The sequence below is a fragment of the Pseudomonas sp. genome, from assembly GCF_049653025.1.
Classification (GTDB): domain Bacteria; phylum Pseudomonadota; class Gammaproteobacteria; order Pseudomonadales; family Pseudomonadaceae; genus Aquipseudomonas.
In genome coordinates, this window is record NZ_JBASFM010000016.1 from 366,792 (window position 1) to 387,406 (window position 20,615).

The 20,615-nt window shown below is 60.3% G+C and carries 19 protein-coding genes; 5 read left to right on the forward strand and 14 right to left on the reverse strand.

Translation table 11 applies throughout. The features are described 5' to 3' along the window. The first annotated feature begins 8 nt into the window (after window positions 1-8). Window positions 9-1,229 (forward strand): beta-ketoacyl-ACP synthase I, encoded by a 1,221-nt coding sequence (gene fabB, locus WBK23_RS13530; RefSeq protein ID WP_424484453.1) that lies wholly within the window; start codon window positions 9-11, stop codon window positions 1,227-1,229. An 83-nt stretch (window positions 1,230-1,312) separates the two neighbouring features. Here the strand turns inward: fabB and WBK23_RS13535 are convergent, their stop codons facing one another. The 3 genes from WBK23_RS13535 to WBK23_RS13545 all read right to left on the reverse strand — a co-directional run bounded on the left by WBK23_RS13535 (window position 1,313) and on the right by WBK23_RS13545 (window position 5,567). After that, window positions 1,313-2,683, reverse strand: coding sequence for a DUF1329 domain-containing protein (locus tag WBK23_RS13535; RefSeq protein WP_424484454.1), 1,371 nt, complete (start codon window positions 2,681-2,683; stop codon window positions 1,313-1,315). Between the two features lie 52 nt (window positions 2,684-2,735). Beyond that, the gene (locus WBK23_RS13540; RefSeq protein WP_424484455.1) at window positions 2,736-4,679 is read right to left on the reverse strand and encodes a DUF1302 domain-containing protein; all 1,944 of its coding nucleotides are present in this window, start codon (window positions 4,677-4,679) and stop codon (window positions 2,736-2,738) included. Window positions 4,680-5,102: 423 nt separating this feature from the next. Beyond that, complete coding sequence (locus tag WBK23_RS13545; protein ID WP_424484456.1) at window positions 5,103-5,567, reverse strand: DUF3859 domain-containing protein; 465 nt, start codon at window positions 5,565-5,567, stop codon at window positions 5,103-5,105. Between the two features lie 201 nt (window positions 5,568-5,768). On the opposite strand from WBK23_RS13545, the gene WBK23_RS13550 reads away from it, so the two are divergent. Genes WBK23_RS13550 through WBK23_RS13560 form a run of 3 tightly spaced genes read left to right on the forward strand, consistent with a single transcriptional unit; the run spans window position 5,769 to window position 7,923 of the window. Further along, window positions 5,769-6,668 (forward strand): substrate-binding periplasmic protein, encoded by a 900-nt coding sequence (locus WBK23_RS13550; RefSeq protein WP_424484457.1) that lies wholly within the window; start codon window positions 5,769-5,771, stop codon window positions 6,666-6,668. Beyond that, window positions 6,665-7,063 carry an OsmC family protein gene (locus WBK23_RS13555; protein WP_424484458.1) on the forward strand — a complete coding sequence of 133 codons (399 nt, stop codon included), beginning with the start codon at window positions 6,665-6,667 and terminating at the stop codon, window positions 7,061-7,063. Before WBK23_RS13550 ends, WBK23_RS13555 begins: the two co-directional genes overlap by 4 nt. After that, window positions 7,063-7,923 (forward strand): pirin family protein, encoded by an 861-nt coding sequence (locus tag WBK23_RS13560; protein ID WP_424484459.1) that lies wholly within the window; start codon window positions 7,063-7,065, stop codon window positions 7,921-7,923. The genes WBK23_RS13555 and WBK23_RS13560 overlap by 1 nt, the downstream gene beginning before the upstream one ends. 59 nt (window positions 7,924-7,982) lie before the next feature. Here WBK23_RS13560 and htpG read toward each other — a convergent pair whose 3' ends face one another. The 4 genes from htpG to WBK23_RS13580 form a co-directional block, all read right to left on the reverse strand. Further along, window positions 7,983-9,887: a molecular chaperone HtpG gene (gene htpG / locus WBK23_RS13565; RefSeq protein WP_424484460.1), complete on the reverse strand. Its 1,905-nt coding sequence runs from the start codon at window positions 9,885-9,887 to the stop codon at window positions 7,983-7,985. Between the two features lie 89 nt (window positions 9,888-9,976). Next, a complete protein-coding gene (locus tag WBK23_RS13570) occupies window positions 9,977-11,230 on the reverse strand; it encodes an MFS transporter (protein WP_424484461.1) in 1,254 nt (417 codons plus the stop codon). A gap of 52 nt (window positions 11,231-11,282) precedes the next feature. Continuing rightward, window positions 11,283-11,729, reverse strand: a complete 447-nt coding sequence (locus WBK23_RS13575) for a PaaI family thioesterase (protein WP_424484462.1) — start codon at window positions 11,727-11,729, stop codon at window positions 11,283-11,285. Continuing rightward, window positions 11,726-12,190 carry a PaaI family thioesterase gene (locus tag WBK23_RS13580; protein WP_424484463.1) on the reverse strand — a complete coding sequence of 155 codons (465 nt, stop codon included), beginning with the start codon at window positions 12,188-12,190 and terminating at the stop codon, window positions 11,726-11,728. Before WBK23_RS13580 ends, WBK23_RS13575 begins: the two co-directional genes overlap by 4 nt. A gap of 187 nt (window positions 12,191-12,377) precedes the next feature. Between WBK23_RS13580 and WBK23_RS13585 the strand changes: the two genes are divergently transcribed. Further along, complete coding sequence (locus WBK23_RS13585; protein WP_424484464.1) at window positions 12,378-12,668, forward strand: hypothetical protein; 291 nt, start codon at window positions 12,378-12,380, stop codon at window positions 12,666-12,668. Between the two features lie 66 nt (window positions 12,669-12,734). Here the strand turns inward: WBK23_RS13585 and WBK23_RS13590 are convergent, their stop codons facing one another. The 7 genes from WBK23_RS13590 to odhB all read right to left on the reverse strand — a co-directional run bounded on the left by WBK23_RS13590 (window position 12,735) and on the right by odhB (window position 20,547). Beyond that, window positions 12,735-13,127, reverse strand: a complete 393-nt coding sequence (locus WBK23_RS13590) for an MAPEG family protein (RefSeq protein WP_424484465.1) — start codon at window positions 13,125-13,127, stop codon at window positions 12,735-12,737. Beyond that, window positions 13,124-13,858, reverse strand: coding sequence for a DUF599 domain-containing protein (locus tag WBK23_RS13595; RefSeq protein ID WP_424484466.1), 735 nt, complete (start codon window positions 13,856-13,858; stop codon window positions 13,124-13,126). The genes WBK23_RS13590 and WBK23_RS13595 overlap by 4 nt, the downstream gene beginning before the upstream one ends. 103 nt (window positions 13,859-13,961) lie before the next feature. Continuing rightward, complete coding sequence (brnQ, locus tag WBK23_RS13600; RefSeq protein WP_424484467.1) at window positions 13,962-15,275, reverse strand: branched-chain amino acid transport system II carrier protein; 1,314 nt, start codon at window positions 15,273-15,275, stop codon at window positions 13,962-13,964. A 285-nt stretch (window positions 15,276-15,560) separates the two neighbouring features. Then, window positions 15,561-16,448 (reverse strand): succinate--CoA ligase subunit alpha, encoded by an 888-nt coding sequence (gene sucD / locus WBK23_RS13605; RefSeq protein ID WP_424484468.1) that lies wholly within the window; start codon window positions 16,446-16,448, stop codon window positions 15,561-15,563. After that, a complete protein-coding gene (gene sucC, locus WBK23_RS13610; RefSeq protein WP_424484469.1) occupies window positions 16,448-17,614 on the reverse strand; it encodes an ADP-forming succinate--CoA ligase subunit beta in 1,167 nt (388 codons plus the stop codon). Before sucC ends, sucD begins: the two co-directional genes overlap by 1 nt. Window positions 17,615-17,823: 209 nt before the next feature. Further along, window positions 17,824-19,260 carry a dihydrolipoyl dehydrogenase gene (gene lpdA, locus WBK23_RS13615; protein ID WP_424484470.1) on the reverse strand — a complete coding sequence of 479 codons (1,437 nt, stop codon included), beginning with the start codon at window positions 19,258-19,260 and terminating at the stop codon, window positions 17,824-17,826. Between the two features lie 66 nt (window positions 19,261-19,326). Then, window positions 19,327-20,547, reverse strand: a complete 1,221-nt coding sequence (gene odhB / locus WBK23_RS13620; RefSeq protein WP_424484471.1) for a 2-oxoglutarate dehydrogenase complex dihydrolipoyllysine-residue succinyltransferase — start codon at window positions 20,545-20,547, stop codon at window positions 19,327-19,329. Between the last annotated feature and the right edge of the window lie 68 nt (window positions 20,548-20,615).

Sequence of the window (20,615 nt, forward strand, 5' to 3'; positions counted from 1 at the left end):
CTCTCTGCATGCGTCGCGTCGTGATTACCGGCCTGGGCATCGTTTCCTGCCTGGGCAATGACAAAGCCACCGTCTCTGCCAGCCTGCGTGCAGGCAAGTCAGGCATTCGTTTCAATCCTGCTTATGCCGAAATGGGCCTGCGCAGCCAGGTGTCCGGCTCGGTTGATCTGAATCTGGAAGAGCTGATTGACCGCAAGGTCTATCGCTTTATGGGTGATGCCGCAGCCTTCGCCTACCTGTCTATGCAACAGGCCATCGCTGACGCCGGCCTCAGCGCCGAAGAAATCTCCAACCCACGTGTGGGTCTGATTGCAGGCTCCGGCGGCGCGTCGACCTTCAACCAGATGGAGGCCATGGACATCCTGCGCGAGAAAGGCGTCAAGCGCGTCGGTCCATACCGCGTGCCGCGCACCATGGGCAGCACCGTTTCCGCCTGCCTGGCCACGCCGTTCAAGATCAAGGGCGTCAACTACTCGATCTCCTCGGCCTGCGCCACCAGCGCCCATTGCATCGGCAATGCCATGGAGCAGATCCAGCTGGGTAAACAGGACATCGTGTTTGCCGGCGGCGGTGAAGAAGAACACTGGAGCCAGAGCTTCCTGTTCGACGCCATGGGTGCCCTCTCCACCCAGTACAACGACACCCCGGAAAAAGCCTCGCGTGCCTACGACGCCAAGCGTGACGGTTTCGTCATCGCCGGCGGTGGCGGCATGGTGGTAGTCGAGGAACTGGAGCACGCCCTCAAGCGCGGCGCGACCATCTACGCGGAAATCGTTGGCTACGGCGCAACATCCGACGGCTACGACATGGTCGCCCCGAGCGGTGAAGGCGCGGTGCGCTGCATGCAGCAAGCCCTGGCCACCGTTGATACCCCAATCGATTACCTGAACACCCACGGCACCTCGACGCCGGTTGGCGACGTCGCGGAAAGCCGCGCAGTGCGCGAAGTGTTTGGTGCCAAGGCACCAGCCATCAGCTCGACCAAGAGCCTGTCCGGTCACTCCCTGGGCGCTGCCGGCGTACAGGAAGCGATCTACTGCATGCTGATGATGCAAGGCAACTTCATCGCCGGCTCGGTCAACATTGACGAAGTCGACCCGGAAATCGCCGACCTGCCGATCCAGCGCAGCACCGTCGAGAACGCCAAGCTCGACACCGTGATGAGCAACAGCTTCGGCTTCGGTGGCACCAACGCCACCCTGGTAATGAAGCGTTGGGCCGGCAAATAAGCTAGCCATTCGCTAGAAACAAAAAGGGCACCTTGAGGGTGCCCTTTTTGTTGTCCGCGATTAACCCATGCCCCTACCTCGAACTACCTCGACGCCTTGCGCCGCAAGGCTGCCGGGCTGAAGTTGGCGTCATCCGGTGATGGCTTGCTGAAGTCGGCGGTGCCAGGCTCTTCGTTATCCAGCCACTGCACGCTGTAACGGCGCGCTTGCAGGTCGTGGTAGGTATCGAGAGCGGTCCATACCGTTGGCAACTCGTAGAAGCTTTTCAGGTAGGCCATCGACACCCGCCACAACTCGCCACGGCCATCGTACTGGTCGACCACCGCAGCGCCCCAGCTGTCCTCGTCGAGAAACAAGGTGCGTTTGGAATAGATATGCCGCGCCCCGGCCTTCAGCTTGCCTTCTACCACCCATACCCGATGCAGCTCGTAACGGGTATAGGCCGGGTTGATATGCCCAACCTTGAGCAGATCCTCGTACTTCACCTCCGGGCTGGTGACTGTGTAGTTGTTATAGGGAATGTAGATTTCCTTCTTGCCCACCAGCGTCCAGTCGTAGCGGTCTGGCGCACCGTTGTACATATCGGTGTCATCCGCCGTACGCAGGCCATCCGAGGCCTCGATGGGCGTGTCATAGGCCAAGGTTGGCGCGCGCCGTACACGACGCTGGCCAGGGTTGTAGCCCCAGGCCTGGCGCGGTTCTTTCACCTGATCGAGCATTTCCTGTACCAGTGCGCCGTTGCCTGCCAGGCGCGCCGGAGCGGTGGTAAAGGTCATGTAATAGAACAGGGTGTTATTCAGTTCGCTGTAGTTGCTCTTGGGGTTGTAGAAGCGAAACAGGGCTTCGTCCTGCGAGGTCACCAGCGAGTACTGACCGTTACGCTGCACCCCCGCCTCGGCCGAGCGGCGAACCACGTAAGTGCCGCGGTAGCGCACCACATGGTTCCACACCGCCTCAACGCCACTCTGCGGAATTGGAAATGGAATGCCGCCATAGGCATCAGCAAAGCCGTTGCCGCCGTCCAGCACCTTGGCGCTGGTGGCGTTGATGAAGGTGTTGTCGTACACCCACTGCGGCGCGGAGCCACTGCGGTGGGTGGTGTACACCGGTATCTGGAAACTCTCCGGGTAGGAGTTGAACAGCGCGATCTGCCCCGCCGTGAGGTTGGCCTTGTACTGCTCAAGGTTGGCCTTGGTGATGGTGAACAGCGGTTTCTCGCCGGCAAAGGGATCGATATGGTGCTGGCCCGAACCTTTGTAGCCGGCCGGAGCCTGGGTCATGCCACCGGTCCAGGCGGGGATGGTGCCGGCGGCATTGCCGGCCATTTCCGCGCCCATCGGCGTTAGTGAGGTTTTCAGGGTGGCGGCTTGCTCAGCCGAGACGCCAGCCAGGCTTTCGGTGCTAGCGCAGGCCAGAATAAAGGCGGCCAGCAGCAGGGTGTTGTGCTTCAACATGCAAGGCTTCTCCATGATTCGGTGATGGCCCGTACTTGCGGGCCCCTGGGCTTCAGAACGAGTACTTGGCGCTCAACGAAACGTTGTCGCGGTCGCGCATCGAGTTATTGCGCCCTGCCCCGTAGTACTCGGTGTACTGCAGGCCCACTTCGAAACTGTTCAGGTAGCTGGCATCCATCCCCAGGGTGTAAGCCTGACGCCCTTCGATAAAGTTGCCGGTGCGGTCCGAGTTGCCCTGGAAGTCATCCTGGTACACCACATAAGGCGACAACTTCACCCCGGCATACACATCGTTCCAGCTACCGGAAAGCAGCAAGGTGTAGCCGTAACTGTCGCGGCTGACCTGATCGGAATCGCCATTCTCAGGGCTGACGTAAGCCTTGTCGGTGGTGCTGGCGAACTTGCGGGTGCTGCCATCCCAGGCGGTGTATTGCAGGCTGCTGCCACGGATATGCTGCGAGGCCACTTCCGCCACACCCATCACCGAGTCGAAGCTGACCAGAGGGCCGAAGTTGTAGATGGTCGACAGGGAGATGTTGTACGTCTCGGCACGCTGGTAGTTTTCGAAGATCTGCGAGCGGCACAGGCTTTTTCCGGATACCTGGGCGCAAGCCGCGTCACCTGCGACATTACTGTCCAGCAAAGCGGACCCCATAATGCCCTGCATCAGCAGATCGCCGAGCAAGTCATCGGTAGCAGCGATGCTGATAGGTGCATTGGGACGATAGGCCAGCTCACCGGAGAAGGAAGCGTCGCCCACTGTGGTGTTAAAGCTGAAGCCGTACATGCGGATATCTTCCACATAATCGCGGCGCGCCTCGGCATTGCCGGCCATGTCCAAGGTGGCAAGCGCACCAGCGTCAGGGCCCACAATGCCGCCCAGGGTGGCCATATCGACGCCCTGGTAGTCGCGCAGATCGATGGCAACCTGCGGCTCTTTGGCGTGGTAGTTAACGAAGTAGACCCCGAACTCGGTGGAGTTCAGCGCTTCGGCCACATAGCGGAACGACACACCCAGCTGACCGTTGTCGTCGGCTTCAATGTCTTTGCCGATATTGGCGACCTTGAACACCCCGGTCTCTTGGTTCATATACGAATTAAGACCTTTCGGCCCCATACCCAATATTCCAGGGAACAGGCCGTTTACGAAGTCGTAACCCGCCATCGCCGGGATCAGAGCGGTCTCGGTGGTGTACGCCGTATTGCCACCCTCGGCAAACAAGTCCGTTTCACCAAAATAGGTGCCCACCGGGTCCAGCTGGGTCTCTTTCCATTTCCACTGGTAGAACGCCTCCATGGACAAATTGTCGGTGAGCCCGATGTTGAAGCTGAACGCCTCCATGGGCATCAGCACTTCTTTCAACTCGGAACCCGGCAGGTGGTACTTGGCCGCATCCACCGGGTTAACTGTGTTCACCCCACCGCGATAGAACACCCCCTCGCCCCAACTGATGACCTGGCGGCCCACCTTGGCGGCAACCGGCTGCTCGTAGATGTCCCAGTTGCCATACAGGTAGGCGTCGAGAATCTGCGCCTTACGCCCAGCGTTATGGCGGGTTCCTTCGGTGAACTCATTGTCGTTGGGGAAGTTCTGGCTGGGGCGCTCCACGCCATCGGTAGTCGAGTAGTAGTCGTTGCGCTTGTCCATGATCTGCGTGTCGTAAAACGCGGTGCCACGCACAAACAACCCGTAGTTTTCGTACCTGGCCGAGAGATCTGAGGTGGCTTTGTAGACTTCCGAGACCAGGCCGGTGTCGAAGTTGCGATTACCGTCATCGGCGTTGATATCGCCGATATTGTCCTTGCCGCGGCCTTGCACGCGCCACATCGAGCCATAGGACACGGTGGTATCCAGGGAGCCGGTAACCTGGTTATCAGCAAAGCTGAACTCCACCGCCTGCACTGAATTGGCCACCAACAACGGTAACAACGCCAACGCCGCCCCCGCCTGCCACGGGCGGAATTGCAGCGTGGGAAAACGCACTTTGCTCTTCATCGACAACGCTCCTTCTGGCCAAGATTATTTGGGCGGCGCTGGCGGCCACCCTGTTTTTTATTCGTCTCTCGGCTGCTGCTGGATGGCGCGCATGCGGCCAATCCCAGCAACAGAAACTCCACCGTCCCGTGTAAACCCCCGCAAGTGATGACTGACTCAAACAGCAAGTTGGTACGATAGTGCATGCAAAGTAACAAAGTGTTGCGATACTGCCAACCAGTCAGGGGAAATTAGCTGGCATGGAAAATCACGAGGGGTGAGGCGGGTTTATCAGGGGATTGTCATTGAACCGTGAGCCTGCCGGGTGCGCTGCCTGCACCACGTCACGCGCCGTATTCCCAGGCGCGGCGCAGAGTGCCGCCTGCAAAAGCAAAAAGCCCGAGGCGTATTCAGCGACTCGGGCCTTGGTCACACGGCGATCAATCAGCGCACGGTAAAGCGCTGCTCGACCAGCTTGCGGTCATCCTGGAACACCATAAAGTGCCACTCACCCGGCACCACTTCATGGGCCTCGGTGAACTCGAAAGCCATCACGTCCTGCACTGCGCCGGGGGCCTGTTTCTGCATCACGACAAACTTGTCATGCCGCGTACCGGTCGGGGTCACCACACCGGGAGTGAGGTAGAGCAAGGTCAGCGGCGCATCGGTGGCCACCTTGCCCACCAGGGTGTAGCGCATGCCGAACTTGGTACCGAGCTTGGCGGGAATGATATCGCCCTGCTCGATCTGCTGGGTGCTGCGGGTCAGCACCCGCTCGCCTTCCTGGAAGTCCTGATAGTCGCTGGCGAAGACGCCATATTCGATCGGCCCTTCAACGCGCACTTCGGCCTGGGTCAGGCCACTGATCAGGACAAGTGCAGCCAGGGCACTGAAACGGGTGTATTGCATGTCGCGCTCCTTTTTTAGATGAGCGCGAGCCTATGACACCTGCATGACAGCGCGATGACAGCCTTGCTCACACGCCTGGGCACGCGGCTGAACGACAGACAAAGATGCGAAGCACGCCATTGCAACGCCATGACGTGCTGAAGACGTGCGGGCAATTGACTCACTACACTTGGGTCTAGCTCAGCAACCAGGAATGCCGCAATGGCGCACGCCCCACAACAGCAAAAAAGCGCCTGGCCAGCCAGCCTGCAGCTGCTCCTGATTATCCTGCTGCACAGCCTTATGCCGGTGCAGGCGCTGGAGCGCTTGAACTACCCGTTGCACTCGGATGGCGTCGACCCCGAAGCCTATGCGCGGGCCCTGCTCATTGCGGCGCTGGAGCGCAGCCCGGGACGTTATGAGTTGCAGCCAACCCCCGAGCCCATGGCGCAAAGCCGCGCACTGCTGGCCATCGAGCATGACAGCAAGAGCGTGCAGGTGATGTGGACCATGACCACCCGCGAGCGGGAAGAACGCCTGCTACCGATCCGCATCCCTATCTACCGCGGCCTGATCGGCTGGCGCGTGTTGCTGCAACGCTCGACCGATGCCGAGCAACTGGCCCAGGTGCAGACACTGGCGGAACTCACAGGCTTCAACTTCGGCCAGCGCCACGACTGGCCGGACACCGCGATCCTGCGCGCCAATGGCCTCAAGGTGGTCACCAGCCAGAATTATTCGGGGCTGTTCCAGATGCTTGCCGCCGGGCGCTTCGACCTGTTCCCCCGCGAGGTGGTGGTGGCCTGGCAGGAACAGGCGCATGCCGCTGAGCGTGGTCTCGACCTGAGCGTCGACCCCTACCTGCTGCTGCATTACCCCAGTGCCTTCTATTTCTTCACCTCACGCAAACGCCCGGACCTGGCCGCCGACATCGAGCGCGGCCTTGAAGCGATGATTGCCGATGGCAGCTTCCAGCGTCTGTTCGAGCAGTACCACGGTGAGACTCTGCGCCAGGCCAAACTGCACAGCCGCCGTATCATCGAACTGGAAAACCCCGACTTACCGCCTGCGACACCCTTTAGCCGCAAGGAATTATGGTTTCAGCCCGAGGAGATCAAATGATCAGCATCAGCAATGAGAAAGGCCTGCTGCAGCGCATCAGCATCGGCCCGCACACCCTGCACAGCGATGTTTCCGTGGAACTCGGCGGCGAAGGCTCGGCTCCCGAGCCGCACGACCTGTTCGACGCCGCTTTAGGCGCGTGCAAGGCACTGACCCTGGCGCTCTACGCCAAACAGAAAGGCCTGCCGCTGGACGGCCTCGACGTGCGCCTGAACCGCGACGACAGTCAGGAGCGCCAGGGCATCTATCGCCTCAACGTCGAACTGAGCCTGCACGGCGCGCTGGACGACGCACAGCGCCAGCAACTGCTGCGCATCGCCGACAAATGTCCTGTGCACAAGCTGATGACCAGCAGCGAGGTGCAGATCAGCACGCGGCTGAACGAGGAGCGCTGATGAGCGACTTCCTGCTGATCCAGCCGCGTCAGGAAGACATTTCCGGGCAACCGATCCTGCGCCCCCTGCCCTCGGCCAAATGCCGCAGCGTTGGGCCGTTCGTGTTTTTCGACCATATCCTGGAAAACACCTACCCGACCGGCAGCGGCATGAACATCAACCAGCACCCGCATATCGGCCTGTCCACCCTCACCTACCTGTTCGAGGGCCAGTTGCAGCACAAGGACAGCCTCGGTTCCGATCAGCTGGTAAGCCCCGGTGAAGTCAGCTGGATGACTGCAGGTAAAGCCGTGGCGCACGTCGAACGCACCCCGGCAGCCTTGCAGCGCAGCGGCTCACGCCTGCATGGCCTGCAGGTATGGCTGGCCCTGCCGGCGACGGACGAACAAGGCGAACCCAGTTACAGCCACCACCCGGCCAGCAGCCTGCCGCGCAGCACCAGCATGGGCGTGGAAATCTGCCTGATTGCCGGCACAGGCTTTTGCCTGCAATCGCCGGTTCCGGTGTGTTCGCCAACGGTCTACGCGGAGATCAGGCTAGCGGCCGGGGCCACCCTGCAGATACCAGCCGAGCATGCCGAGCGCGCGCTGTACCTGATCGACGGCGAAGCCCTCGCCGATGAGCAGAGCCTGCCACTGCGCGGCCTGCTGGTGCTGCCTGAAGGTGAGGCATTCACCCTCAGCGCCTGCAGCGAAAGCCATCTGGTGCTGATCGGCGGCGAGCCGATCGGCCCGCGGCGGATCAACTGGAACTTCGTCGCCAGCGACCCGGCCCTGATCGAACAGGCGCGCCAGCGTTGGGCCGCACAGGACTGGCCGCAGGTGCCCGGCGAAACCGCACGAATCGAACTACCGCGCTAAACCCCGCCCGCACCCAGAAAAAAGCCCGCAATCGCGGGCTTTTTTCAGTACGCCAGGTATCAGGCAGAGAGTTCCACCAGCAGCTTGTTCAGACGCTGCACGTAAGCGGCGGGATCTTTCAGGTTGTCGCCTGCGGCCAGAGCCGCCTGGTCGAAGAGGATGTGGCTGAGGTCGGCGAATCGATCTTCATCGGCCTCGGCGTCCAGCTTCTCGATCAGCGGGTGAGCCGGGTTGAATTCGAAGATCGGCTTGGAATCCGGCACCTTCTGCCCACTGGCTTCGAGGATCTGGCGCATCTGCAGGCCCAGATCCTGTTCGCCGATGGCCAGGATCGCTGGCGAATCGGTCAGGCGATGCGATACCCGCACCTCGGCAACCTGCTCACCGAGTGCAGTTTTCAGACGCTCGACCAGGCCTTCTTTAGCCTTGGCGACTTCTTCCTGGGCCTTCTTGTCTTCTTCCGAATCCAGCTTGCCGAGGTCCAGATCGCCACGGGCGACGTCGACCAAGTGCTTGCCGTCGAACTCGGTCAGGTAGCTCATCAGCCACTCATCGATGCGATCGGTGAGCAGCAGCACTTCGATACCTTTCTTGCGGAACACTTCCAGGTGCGGGCTATTCTTCACCTGGGCGTAGGATTCGCCGCTGAGGAAGTAGACCTTGTCCTGACCTTCAGCCATGCGGCCGATGTATTCGCCCAGGCCAACGCTCTGCTCGCCATCTTCAGTGCGGGTGGAGGCGAAACGCAGCAGGCCGGCGATCTTCTCCTTGTTGGCGAAGTCTTCCGCCGGGCCTTCCTTGAGCACCTGACCGAAGTTCTTCCAGAAGCCTTTGTATTGCTCAGGCTCGTTCTTCGCCAGCTTCTCCAGCATGTCCAGCACACGCTTGGTCAGCGCCGACTTCATCGAGTCGATGATCGGGTCTTTCTGCAGGATCTCGCGGGAGACGTTCAGCGACAGGTCGTTGGAGTCGACTACGCCCTTGATAAAACGCAGGTACAGCGGCAGGAACGACTCGGCCTGGTCCATGACGAACACGCGCTGCACATAGAGTTTCAGCCCGCGTGGCGCTTCACGCTGATACAAATCGAACGGTGCGCGGCCTGGTACGTACAACAGCGAGCTGTATTCCAGCTTGCCTTCGACCTTGTTGTGGCTCCAGCTCAGCGGGTTCTCGAAATCGTGACCGATGTGCTTGTAGAACTCCTGATATTCCTCGTCCTTGATCTCGGTACGCGGACGGGTCCACAGGGCGCTGGCGCGGTTGACGGTTTCCCACTCAGGTTCGGCCGGCTTGTCCTTCTCTTCGCCGTGGAACTCCTTCGGCAGCTCGATCGGCAGGGCGATATGGTCGGAGTACTTCTTGATGATATTGCGCAGACGCCAGCCATCGGCGAACTCGTCTTCAGTCGCTTTCAGGTGCAGCACGATGCGGGTACCGCGCTCGGCTTTCTCAACGGTGGCAACTTCAAACTCGCCCTCGCCTTTGCTCGACCAATGCACACCTTCGCTGGCCGGGCTACCGGCACGGCGGCTGAACACTTCAACCTTGTCGGCAACGATAAAGGCCGAGTAGAAGCCCACGCCGAACTGACCGATCAGGTGCGAGTCCTTCTTCTGGTCGCCGGAGAGGTTCTTCATAAAGTCGGCGGTGCCGGACTTGGCGATGGTGCCCAGGTGGGTGATCGCGTCTTCACGGCTCATGCCGATGCCGTTGTCTTCAAGGGTGACGGTCTTGGCGTCTTTGTCGAAGCTGACGCGGATTTTCAGCTCAGCGCCGCCTTCGAGCAGTTCCGGCTTGGCCAGCGCTTCGAAGCGCAGCTTGTCGGTGGCATCCGAAGCGTTGGAAATCAGTTCGCGAAGGAAGATTTCCTTGTTCGAATACAGCGAATGGATCATCAGGTGTAGCAGTTGCTTCACCTCGGTCTGGAAGCCCAGGGTTTCTTTTTGAGTTTCCACACTCATGCTCTCTTACTCCACATGGTTGACTAAGCCGCAGCGCGGCGGATGTCATACAAATGGGGGCATGTGGTGGGATTTCAAGTGCTTGGCTGTCAGGGTTCGAGCAACTCGATGCGCGTCACCTCTTCGGGGCGCAGGGTGTAACTGACTTCGCCCTGCCCGCTCAGGCGCTGGCGCAGGATGATCCGGCCATCCTGGTCGATGCCGTGAAAACGCCCTTCGGCACTATTTCCACGTTCGGTGGTCGCCCGCATGCTGAGGTTCTGGTAGCGACTGGGGTTGCGCAGCAGGCCATCAAGGCTAAACCGCACGCGGCGATCCAGAGGCTTGCTAACCCGCTCCGGCACGACCGCCGCAGTGGCGGCAGGCTTGGCCTGTGCCACGGGTGGAGCCACTGCGCTAGGCAACTGAGGAAAACTATCGGCAGCGACCTGCCAACCACGCTTGTCCTGCTTCTGCAGCAGGATCGGCAGCTGCTGCAGTTCGCCATTGATCCGCGCCTGTACATTCAGATCGATGCTCTGCTGGGGAAAGCTCAGGCTGCCAATGGGCTGCAGCTGTACCTGGCGGGTGGCAAAGCGCCGCTGCAGGTAGTCCTGGATGACATGGCTGAGGGTATCGACCGAATCGAAGCTGCGATCGATAGCACCGTTGCGGTAACGCAGGCCATTGCTGAACAGTTCGAGTTTGCCGCTAAGCGTGGTCTTGAATTGCGGCGGCAGCACCAGGTGAAAGTCACCGACCAGCTTGTTCGGCGCAAGCGGTTGCAGATCCAGGTGCAGGGTGTAGCCACGGCTCAAGCGCCGCGCTTCGGGCAATTCCTGCTCGGGCAGCAACCAACTGATTTCCACCTCGGGCAGCACGCCCTCGTCGGCCGGCAGCACATCGATGCGCACCGGGCCTTTATCCACTTTCGGCAGGCGAATCACCAACTCGCTCTGGGCGAAGAAGTCCTGGCCCTCGCGCAGGCTCAATACGCCATCGAGCAGCTCGGCTTGTTGCGGCGCAAACGGCCGGCCGTTCAATTCGCCGCGCAGGTCGATCGCCAGTTCGGCGGGCGCTTGCTGCTCGGGTTTAAGCCACTTGAGGCTGAGAATGGCCTCCAGGCGTTGCGTATCGTGGCTGGCCAGCAAGGTCAGTCCGACCACCAGCGGAATCACCCCCAGACTCGCCAGGGCCAACGGCGGACGCGCCGAGCGCCAGTGACGCAACACATAGATCAAGGTCAACGGCGGCACAAAACTGGCCCAGCCCCACAGCAGGCTGGTGGCAAAGGCGCGCATTACCAACCAGACCAATCCGGCGAGTATCAGCAGCAAGCCACCCAGAATCAGCAGCGCATCCATTCATTGTTCCTTAACGAGAGTTGAGCCAAGCAGCGATACGGCAGACCTGCACTTAAGGTTCATCGACCTTGAAATGCGCGCGGGCGGTGGCGATTGGCTCGGTCTGATTGGTTTGCCAGGCGGTGATGGCTACGTTGGCGACCCTGCGCCCTTGTCGCCACACCTGGCACTGCACGTAGGTGTCACGATAATGGCCGGCGCGCAGGTAATCTATCGAGAAGTCGATGATTTTCGGCAAATGTGGAATGCCCATAAACATCAGCAGATGGAGCATCGCCGAGTGTTCCATAAAGCCGGCGATTACCCCGCCGTGCAACGCCGGCAAGGTCGGGTTGCCGATATTGTCCTGGCTGGCCGGCAGGCGAAACACCATGTCGTCGCCCAGGCGCAGGCACTCGATACCGAGCAACTTGGCATAGGGAATCAGGCTGATCAGCTTGTCGTAATTGTTCTGCTCGTGGGCTTCGCGCACCAGCTGGTTGAGGTTCAGCGTGTTCATTGGCCACCTGCCTTGCCTGTGCGTTGCAGATCAGCCGGTTTGCCCATGCGCATAAACGCACCGACTACGTGGGCAATCGGCTCGTCGGGGTTGTCCTGGTAGGCATAGCCACGGGTGAAGATGATGTTCTCGGTCACCCGGTAGCACTCGGCGAAACCGAATACATCCTTGTTCGGCTCGGCCGGGCGCATGTAGTCGATGCGCAGGTCCAGGGTCGGGCAGATTTCGAATTCAGGCAGCACGCACACCGTGGAAATCCCGCAGGTGGTGTCCATCAGCGTGGTGATGGCCCCACCGTGGATCACTCCGGTTTCGGGATTGCCGACTATCTGCGGGCTGTATGGTAAACGCAGAATCAGCCCCTGCGGGTCGGCGCTGTGCACGCTCATGCCGAGCACCTGGCAATGGCGCAACACCGTTAGAAAACGCTGCGCCCGCTCAAGAATGGCGGAATCACTCATGGTTTCAACCCCAGGACAACTGTACAAAGGGCGAGCATGATACTCCCTGGCAGAAATCGCGGCACCTCAACGGCCGCTGTTAACGCGAACTGCCAGGCAATTACAGGGAACTTCGCGCCAATGTTGCTGTTTAATGGCTATGCCCGGTAAACCCGGCATCGATGACCACCTACAAGGAGTATTAACCGTGCAAAAGCCATTTACCTACGCCCTGCTGCTCGCCGCCATGCTGGGCCTGGCAGCCTGCGAGAAGACCCCGGAAGACAAGGTAGAGTCGGCCAAGGAATCCGCCGCTGAAGCCATCGAATCCCTGGGTGATGCCGCCGAGAAAAGCGGTGAAGCCATCGAGCAGAAAGCCGATGAAGTGATGGGCACCGCGCCGAGCACTGGCGAGAAGATCGAAGCAGCTGCCGATGACGCCGCCGATGCGATCAAAGATGCCGGCGACGAAGTCAAGGACGCGGTTGAAGGCCAATAAGCCCGCAGCTCCGCCAGCACAAACAAACAGGCCCGCATCATGCGGGCCTGTTTGTTTGTGCCGCTTTTAAAGCGCGGGCGTGAGCATCAGCAGCAGGCTGCATGCCAGCCCGACGATCCAGACCAGGCTACGCTGCCAGTGCAGGTCTGCCCAATAGAGCAGCAGGTACAACACCCGCGCCACCACGAAGGTGATCGCCAGCACATCCACCAGCACGCCGTGGCTATTGGTCACATGGGCCATCAGCACGCCCACGGCAAACAGTGGGAACGCCTCGAAGCTGTTCAGGTGCGCCGCCAGCGCACGCGCACCAAAGCCCGTCAGGCGAGCCTGCTGGGCGCGCGGATGGTGATTGTCGTAATGCCCATCGCCCTCCTTCGCCATGGCCTTGGCCACCGGGGCCTTGGCGATAAAAATCAGTACTGCACTGATAAAGATGCACCAGAACGGGATGCTCATTCGCTTTTCTCCTTGGGCGGATCAAATGCCGGAGTCTGGGTATAAACCATCACCTCCAGCACATCAGAATGAAACTCGCGGCGGTACAACACCAATACCACACCGGCGCTCACCAGCATGAAGAACCAGGGGTTGATAAACCAGGCCAGGGTCGCCATGCCGAAGTAATAAGCGCGCAAGCCCTGGTTGAACTGGTTGGCGGCCATCGAAATCACCCGGGCGGTGCGCTCGGCAAAGGCCTTGCGCTCCTGCTCGGTGACATGCCGCTCGCCAATCATCGGTGCCGAGCCCACCAGTACGGCCGCGAAGTTGTACTGACGCATGCACCAGCTGAAGGTAAAGAAGGCGTAGACGAACACCACCCCCAGGCACAGCAGTTTGACCTCGGACATCTCGCGACTGGCGGCCTGCACAAACGGCAGATCAGCTAGCAGCGATAGCGCACGGTCAGACGAACCAAGCACGGTGAGAATACCGGCGAGGATAATCAGGGTGCTGGAGGCGAAGAAAGAGGCGTTGCGTTCCAGGTTGCCAATCACATTGGCATCGGCGATGCGGTTGTCGCGCAACAGCATGCGGCGCATCCAGTCCTCGCGGTACAGGTGCAACACGCTGGCCAGACAAGGCGTAGTACGGCCCTTGGCCTGGGCATAACGGGTGTAACCGGCCCAGCACAGTACAAACCAGACAACAGCCAGCAGATGCGGCAGGTAGTAATCACTGATCGGCATGCAAACTCCTTGTTAACCCGCAGCGATTATAAACAGGCCTGGCTTTCAGCTGGCCAACAAAAAGGCCGCTGGATTGCAGCGGCCTTTTTAACTTACCCGAGTATCAGACCGCAGCAGCAGTCGGACGGGCAACCAGACGATCGTAAACAATCGCCAGCAGCAAGGTAAGCAGCACCGGGATCAGCCAACCCAGGCTTTGATCGGCCAACGGCAGCGCGGTGAAGAACGTCGGAATCAGCGCCTTGCCACCGGCGGCGGCAATACCATCAACCAAGCCGAACAGCAGAGTCACCGCCAACACTGGGCGGAACACCCGCGCCGACGACCGCCACAGACCATCGAGCAGGCTCAGCGCCACCAGGACGATGGCCAACGGATACAGGCCCACCAGCACCGGAATCGAGAAGCTGATCAACTGGGTCAAGCCCTGGTTGGCCACCAGCAGGCTGAACAGCCCGAACGCGACCACCACGGTGCGATAGGACACCGGCAACAAGCCGCTGAAGAACTCGCCACAGGCGGTCAGCAGGCCCACTGCCGTGGTCAGGCAGGCCAGGGTGATCACCACTGCCAGCAACAGGCTGCCAGCGGTACCGAAGGTGTGCTGCACATAGGCGGTGAGAATCTGCACACCGTTCTGCGCTTCGCCGGCAATGCCCTGGCTGGTCGCGCCGAGGTAGAACAGCGCCAGGTACACCAGCGACAAACCAACGGCGGCGATCAAACCGGCAACCACCGAGTAGCGGGTGATCAGCTTGCCATCCGTCACGCCGTGGTCGCGAATCGCGGTGGCAATCACGATGCCGAATACCAGCGCACCCAGGGTATCCATGGTCAGGTAGCCCTGCAGAAAGCCCTGCACGAACGGCGCGTCCTGATAATCCGCTGTCACCTGGCCGATCTCGCCAGCCGGAGCCAGGAATGCCGCGCCGCCCAGTACCAAGAGTGCCGCCAGCAACACCGGGGTGATGTACTTGCCGATGCGATCAACCAGTTGTCCCGGATTGAGCGACAGGAACAGCACCACGGCGAAGTAGGCCGCGCTGTAAATCATCAAGGCCGTTTCACTGTTACCGGTAAACGGCGCAACGCCCATCTCGAATGACACCACCGCCGTGCGCGGGGTGGCGAACAACGGGCCGATGGCCAGGTACACCGCCACCGCAAACAGCACCCCGGCATATTTGCCCAGCGGCGCGGTCAGCAACGCCATGCCGCCACCGACGCGGGCCAACGCAACAATGGTCAGCAGCGGCAGGCCAACGCCTGTCAGCAGAAAGCCCAGCGCCGCCAGGCCGATGTTCTCGCCCGCCGCCATACCGGCGCTGGGCGGAAAGATGATGTTGCCAGCGCCCAGAAACAGCGCAAAGGTCATAAAGCCGAGGGCCAGGAGATCCGAGCCTTTCAAACGAGTCATAGAAGGGAATACCACAGGCAGAAAGTTATGAGTTCCGAGGGTTTCCCGATGGATCGGGGAAACGTCACCCAGCCGGTTGAGCTGAGCCACTGCTGCGCCGTCTAGCCGCTTGTGGCGGTACAGGCGCTGATAGTTGCAAGCCTAACGAAATTGACGAGCCAGCGGCACTGACGCAGGTCAGGCTGTCGGGCTGGCGCAAAAAGCTGTCGCATCGGCAACATTTACTCGTGCAGCAGGCATAAAAAAGGCCACCCGAAGGTGGCCTTTTTCTTAAGTCAAAAAGCCTTAGGCTTTTTTGGCTTCCCAACCGGTCAGCTCGGCCAGGGCCTTGCCGATGTCAGCCAGGGAACGCACGGTTTTCACACCGGCGTCTTGCAGGGCTGCGAACTTCTCGTCTGCAGTACCCTTGCCGCCGGAGATGATTGCGCCGGCGTGGCCCATACGCTTGCCCGCCGGAGCGGTCACACCCGCGATGTAGGACACCACTGGCTTGGTCACGTTGGCCTTGATGTAGGCAGCGGCTTCTTCTTCAGCCGAACCGCCGATCTCACCGATCATCACGATCGCTTCGGTCTTCGGGTCTTCCTGGAACAGCTTGAGGATGTCGATGAAGTTGGAGCCTGGGATCGGGTCACCGCCGATGCCGACGCAGGTGGACTGACCGAAACCGGCGTCAGTGGTCTGCTTAACAGCTTCGTAAGTCAGGGTGCCGGAACGCGACACGATGCCTACTTTGCCTGGCAGGTGGATGTGGCCCGGCATGATGCCGATCTTGCACTCGCCCGGCGTGATTACGCCTGGGCAGTTAGGGCCGATCAGGACAATGCCCAACTGGTCGCAAATGACCTTGGCATCCAGCATGTCCAGGGTAGGAATGCCTTCAGTGATGCAAACGATCAGCTTGATGCCGCCGAATGCTGCTTCCAGGATGGAGTCCTTGCAGAACGGCGCTGGAACGTAGATCACGCTGGCGGTGGCGCCAGTGGCAGCTACAGCATCTTTCACGGTGTTGAACACTGGCAGGCCCAGGTGCTCGGTACCGCCTTTGCCTGGAGTTACACCACCCACCATCTTGGTGCCGTATTCGATGGCTTGCTGGGTGTGGAAACTACCTTGCGAACCGGTAATACCCTGGCAGATAACTTTGGTGTCTTTATTGATCAGGACGCTCATTACTTGCCCTCCGCAGCTTTGACGACTTGCTGAGCAGCGTCGGTCAGGCTGGTTGCCGCGATGATGTTCAGGCCGCTTTCGGCCAGAACCTTGGCGCCCAGTTCAGCGTTGTTGCCTTCCAGACGAACGACCACTGGAATCTTCACGCCGACTTCTTTCACCGCGCCGATGATGCCTTCGGCAATCATGTCGCAACGAACGATGCCGCCGAAGATGTTGACCAGTACGGCCGCAACATTGCTGTCGGACAGGATGATCTTGAACGCTTCAGTTACGCGTTCTTTGGTTGCGCCGCCACCTACGTCGAGGAAGTTGGCTGGCTTGCCGCCATGCAGGTTGACGATGTCCATGGTACCCATGGCCAGGCCAGCACCGTTGACCATACAGCCGATGTTGCCTTCCAGCGCTACGTAGTTCAGTTCGAACTTGGCAGCGTGCGCTTCGCGCGGATCGTCCTGCGACGGATCGTGGAAAGTCTTCAGCTTAGGCTGACGGTACATGGCGTTGGCGTCGATGTTGATCTTGGCGTCGAGGCAATGCAGATCGCCGTCAGCTTTGATCACCAGCGGGTTCACTTCCAGCAGAGCCAGGTCGTGATCCTTGAACAGCTTGGCCAGGCCAACGAAAATCTTGGCGAACTGAGTAACCTGCTTGCCTTCCAGACCCAGCTGGAATGCCAGCTCACGGCCCTGGAACGGCTGCGCGCCGACCAGCGGGTCGATGGTGGCCTTGAGGATTTTCTCAGGGGTTTCGTGAGCGACTTTCTCGATGTCCACGCCACCTTCGGTGGAAGCCATGAACACGATACGACGGCTGGAACGGTCAACCACCGCGCCCAGGTACAGTTCCTTGGCGATGTCGGTGCAGGACTCAACCAGGATCTTGGTCACTGGCTGACCGTTGGCGTCGGTCTGGTAAGTCACCAGACGCTTGCCCAGCCAGTTGGCGGCGAACGCCTTGGCGTCTTCCTTGTTCTTCACCAGTTTCACGCCGCCCGCTTTACCGCGGCCACCAGCATGGACCTGAGCCTTGACGACCCATTCAGTGCCACCGATTTTTTCGCAGGCTGCTGCGGCTTCTTCCGGGGTGTCTACCGCGAAGCCCTTGGATACGGGCAGGCCGTATTCAGCGAACAGCTGCTTACCCTGATACTCGTGGAGATTCATGCTTGTCTACCGTCTTCGTTTAGGTATTGCGCATACGGTGCTGCACTTATGGTGCCGCACCACCTGTGACTGCTTCTGGAGCAATCCGGCTGATATTCCGCGCAGCAACCTGGGTTGTACGCGGGCCATCTGCCGTGGTTCTTCCTGCTTGAGCCTTGGCCTTGCCGGTACACAACGCCGGCAAGGCCAGGGCTCAAACCAACAACTACTTAACGTTTCTTACGGTTGGCGATGTGGATGGCATGGCCATTCACTGCCAGAGCAGCTTCGTGCAGGGCTTCGGACAGGGTTGGGTGGGAGAACACCATCATCCCCAGATCCTCAGCGCTGGTGCCGAACTCCATACCGATTGCGCCTTGCTGCACCAGTTCGGCAGCGCTTGGGCCAATCACGTGCACACCCAGTACGCGGTCGGTCGCGGCATCCGCAATCACCTTGACGAAGCCGCCGGTATCGTTGGCAGCCATGGCGCGGCCGCTGGCAGCGAACGGGAAGGTACCGACGTTAACGGCAACGCCCTCACCCTTAAGCTGCTGCTCGGTCTTGCCTACCCAAGCGATTTCCGGGTGGGTGTAGATAACTGATGGGATCAGGTCGTAGTTCATCTGGGCTTTGTGGCCGGCGATGCGCTCGGCAACCATGATGCCCTCTTCCGAGGCCTTATGCGCCAGCATGGCACCACGGACCACGTCGCCGATGGCGTAAACGCCTGGGACGCTGGTCTTGCACTGGTCGTCAACGAAGATGAAGCCACGCTCATCCAGGGTCACACCGCTGTCAGCGGCCAGCAGATCGGTGGTCACCGGGCGACGGCCCACAGCCACGATCAGCTTGTCGAAAACGATCTTCTGCTCGCCTTCGGCGTCAGTGAAGTTGACGGTAACTTGCTTCTTCTTCACTTCCGAACCGGTCACGCGAGCGCCCAGACGAATGTTCAGACCTTGCTTGGTCAGGGTCTTCAGCGCTTCTTTGGCAATCTGCTCATCGGCAGCCGGGAGGAACTTGTCCAGGGCTTCCAGCACGGTCACTTCAGCACCCAGACGGGCCCACACCGAACCCAGCTCCAGACCGATTACGCCAGCGCCGATCACGCCGAGCTTCTTCGGTACGCTCTGGAATTCCAGGGCACCGGTGGAATCGACGATCACGTCCTGGTCAACCGGAGCCGGCGGGATGTCGATTGGCTTGGAGCCGGACGCCAGAATCACATTCTCGGCTTCGACGATCTGAACCTTGCCATCGGAACCGGTGACTTCAACCTGCTTGTTCGCCAGCAGCTTGCCGTGACCTTCGAGCAGGGTCACGCCATTCGACTTGAACAGGCCAGCCACGCCGCCAGTGAGGTTCTTCACGATGTTGGCCTTGCGGCCGATCATCGCAGGAACATCCATGGTCACGCCTTTGGCTTCGATACCGTGGATGGCAAAACCATCCTTGGCTTCATGGTATTTCCAGGAGCTGTCGAGCAGTGCCTTGGATGGAATGCAGCCGACGTTCAGGCAAGTACCGCCGAGGGCGATCTTGCCCTCTTTGTCCTGGTACTTCTCGATGCAGGCAGTCTTCAGACCGAGCTGCGCTGCTTTGATGGCCGCAACATAGCCACCAGGGCCGGCACCGATGACTACCACGTCGAATTTCTGGGTCATAACGTATTCCTTCTCGAATAAACCGGACGGCCCTGGTCACAGGGCCGCCGTGGGAGAAACTGGCTTTTAGATATCCAGCAGCAGACGCGCCGGGTCTTCCAGCAAGTTCTTGATGGTCACCAGGAAGGTCACGGCTTCCTTACCATCAATCAGGCGGTGATCGTAAGACAGCGCCAGGTACATCATCGGGCGGATAACCACCTGACCATTTACTGCCATCGGACGCTGGATGATGTTGTGCATACCCAGAATCGCGGCTTGCGGCGGGTTGACGATCGGCGTCGACATCATCGAACCGAAGGTACCACCGTTAGTGATGGTGAAGGTGCCGCCGGTCATTTCTTCGATCGACAGCTTGCCGTCTTTGGCTTTCTTGCCAAAGGTGGCGATGCCGCTCTCGATTTCAGCCAGGCTCATCAGCTCGGCGTTACGCAGCACGGGAACTACCAGGCCACGGTCGCTGGACACGGCAACACCGACGTCGGCGTAGCCGTGGTAAACGATATCGGTACCGTCGATCGAGGCGTTGACTGCCGGGAAGCGCTTCAGCGCTTCGGTAGCAGCCTTGACGAAGAACGACATAAAGCCCAGGCGCACGCCGTTGTGGCTCTTCTCGAACAGGTCTTTGTACTTCGAGCGCAGCGCCATGACTTCGGTCATGTCGACTTCGTTGAAGGTGGTCAGCATGGCCATGGAGGACTGAGCCTCGACAAGACGCTCGGCGATCTTGGCGCGCAGACGGGTCATCGGCACACGCTTCTCGGTGCGATCGCCGGCGGCGAATACCGGTGCGGCAGCAGCCGGTGCAGCAGGTTTGGCGGCAGGTGCAGCCGGGGCGTTCTTCTTGGCGTCGACTGCAGCTACCACGTCTTCTTTAGTGACGCGACCGCCTTTGCCGGTACCCGCGATGCTGTTCGGGTCGATGCCGTTTTCTTCGGCGATCTTGCGCGCAGCAGGCGAGAGGATCTGATCGTCGCCAGCGGCAACGGCCGGCGCAGCAGCTGCCGGTGCGGCGGCCTGAGCGGCAACTGGGGCCGGTGCAACAGCACCACCTTCACCCAGAGTACCCAGCAGTTCGTTGCTGAGCACGGTGTCGCCTTCATTCTTGATGATTTGCGCGAGGACGCCGTCGGCCTCGGCCAGCACTTCGATCACTACTTTGTCGGTTTCGATGTCGACGATCAGTTCGTCGCGCTTGACCGCATCGCCCGGCTTCTTGTGCCAAGTGGCCACGGTGCCATCGGCAACCGATTCCGGGAAAGTAGGGGCTTTGATCTCGATAGCCATTGTCTGTGGTTCCTTAAATTCGGTTTCTTCTAGCAGGCGGCCCTGTTGGCCGCCTGTTGCGCGAAGGC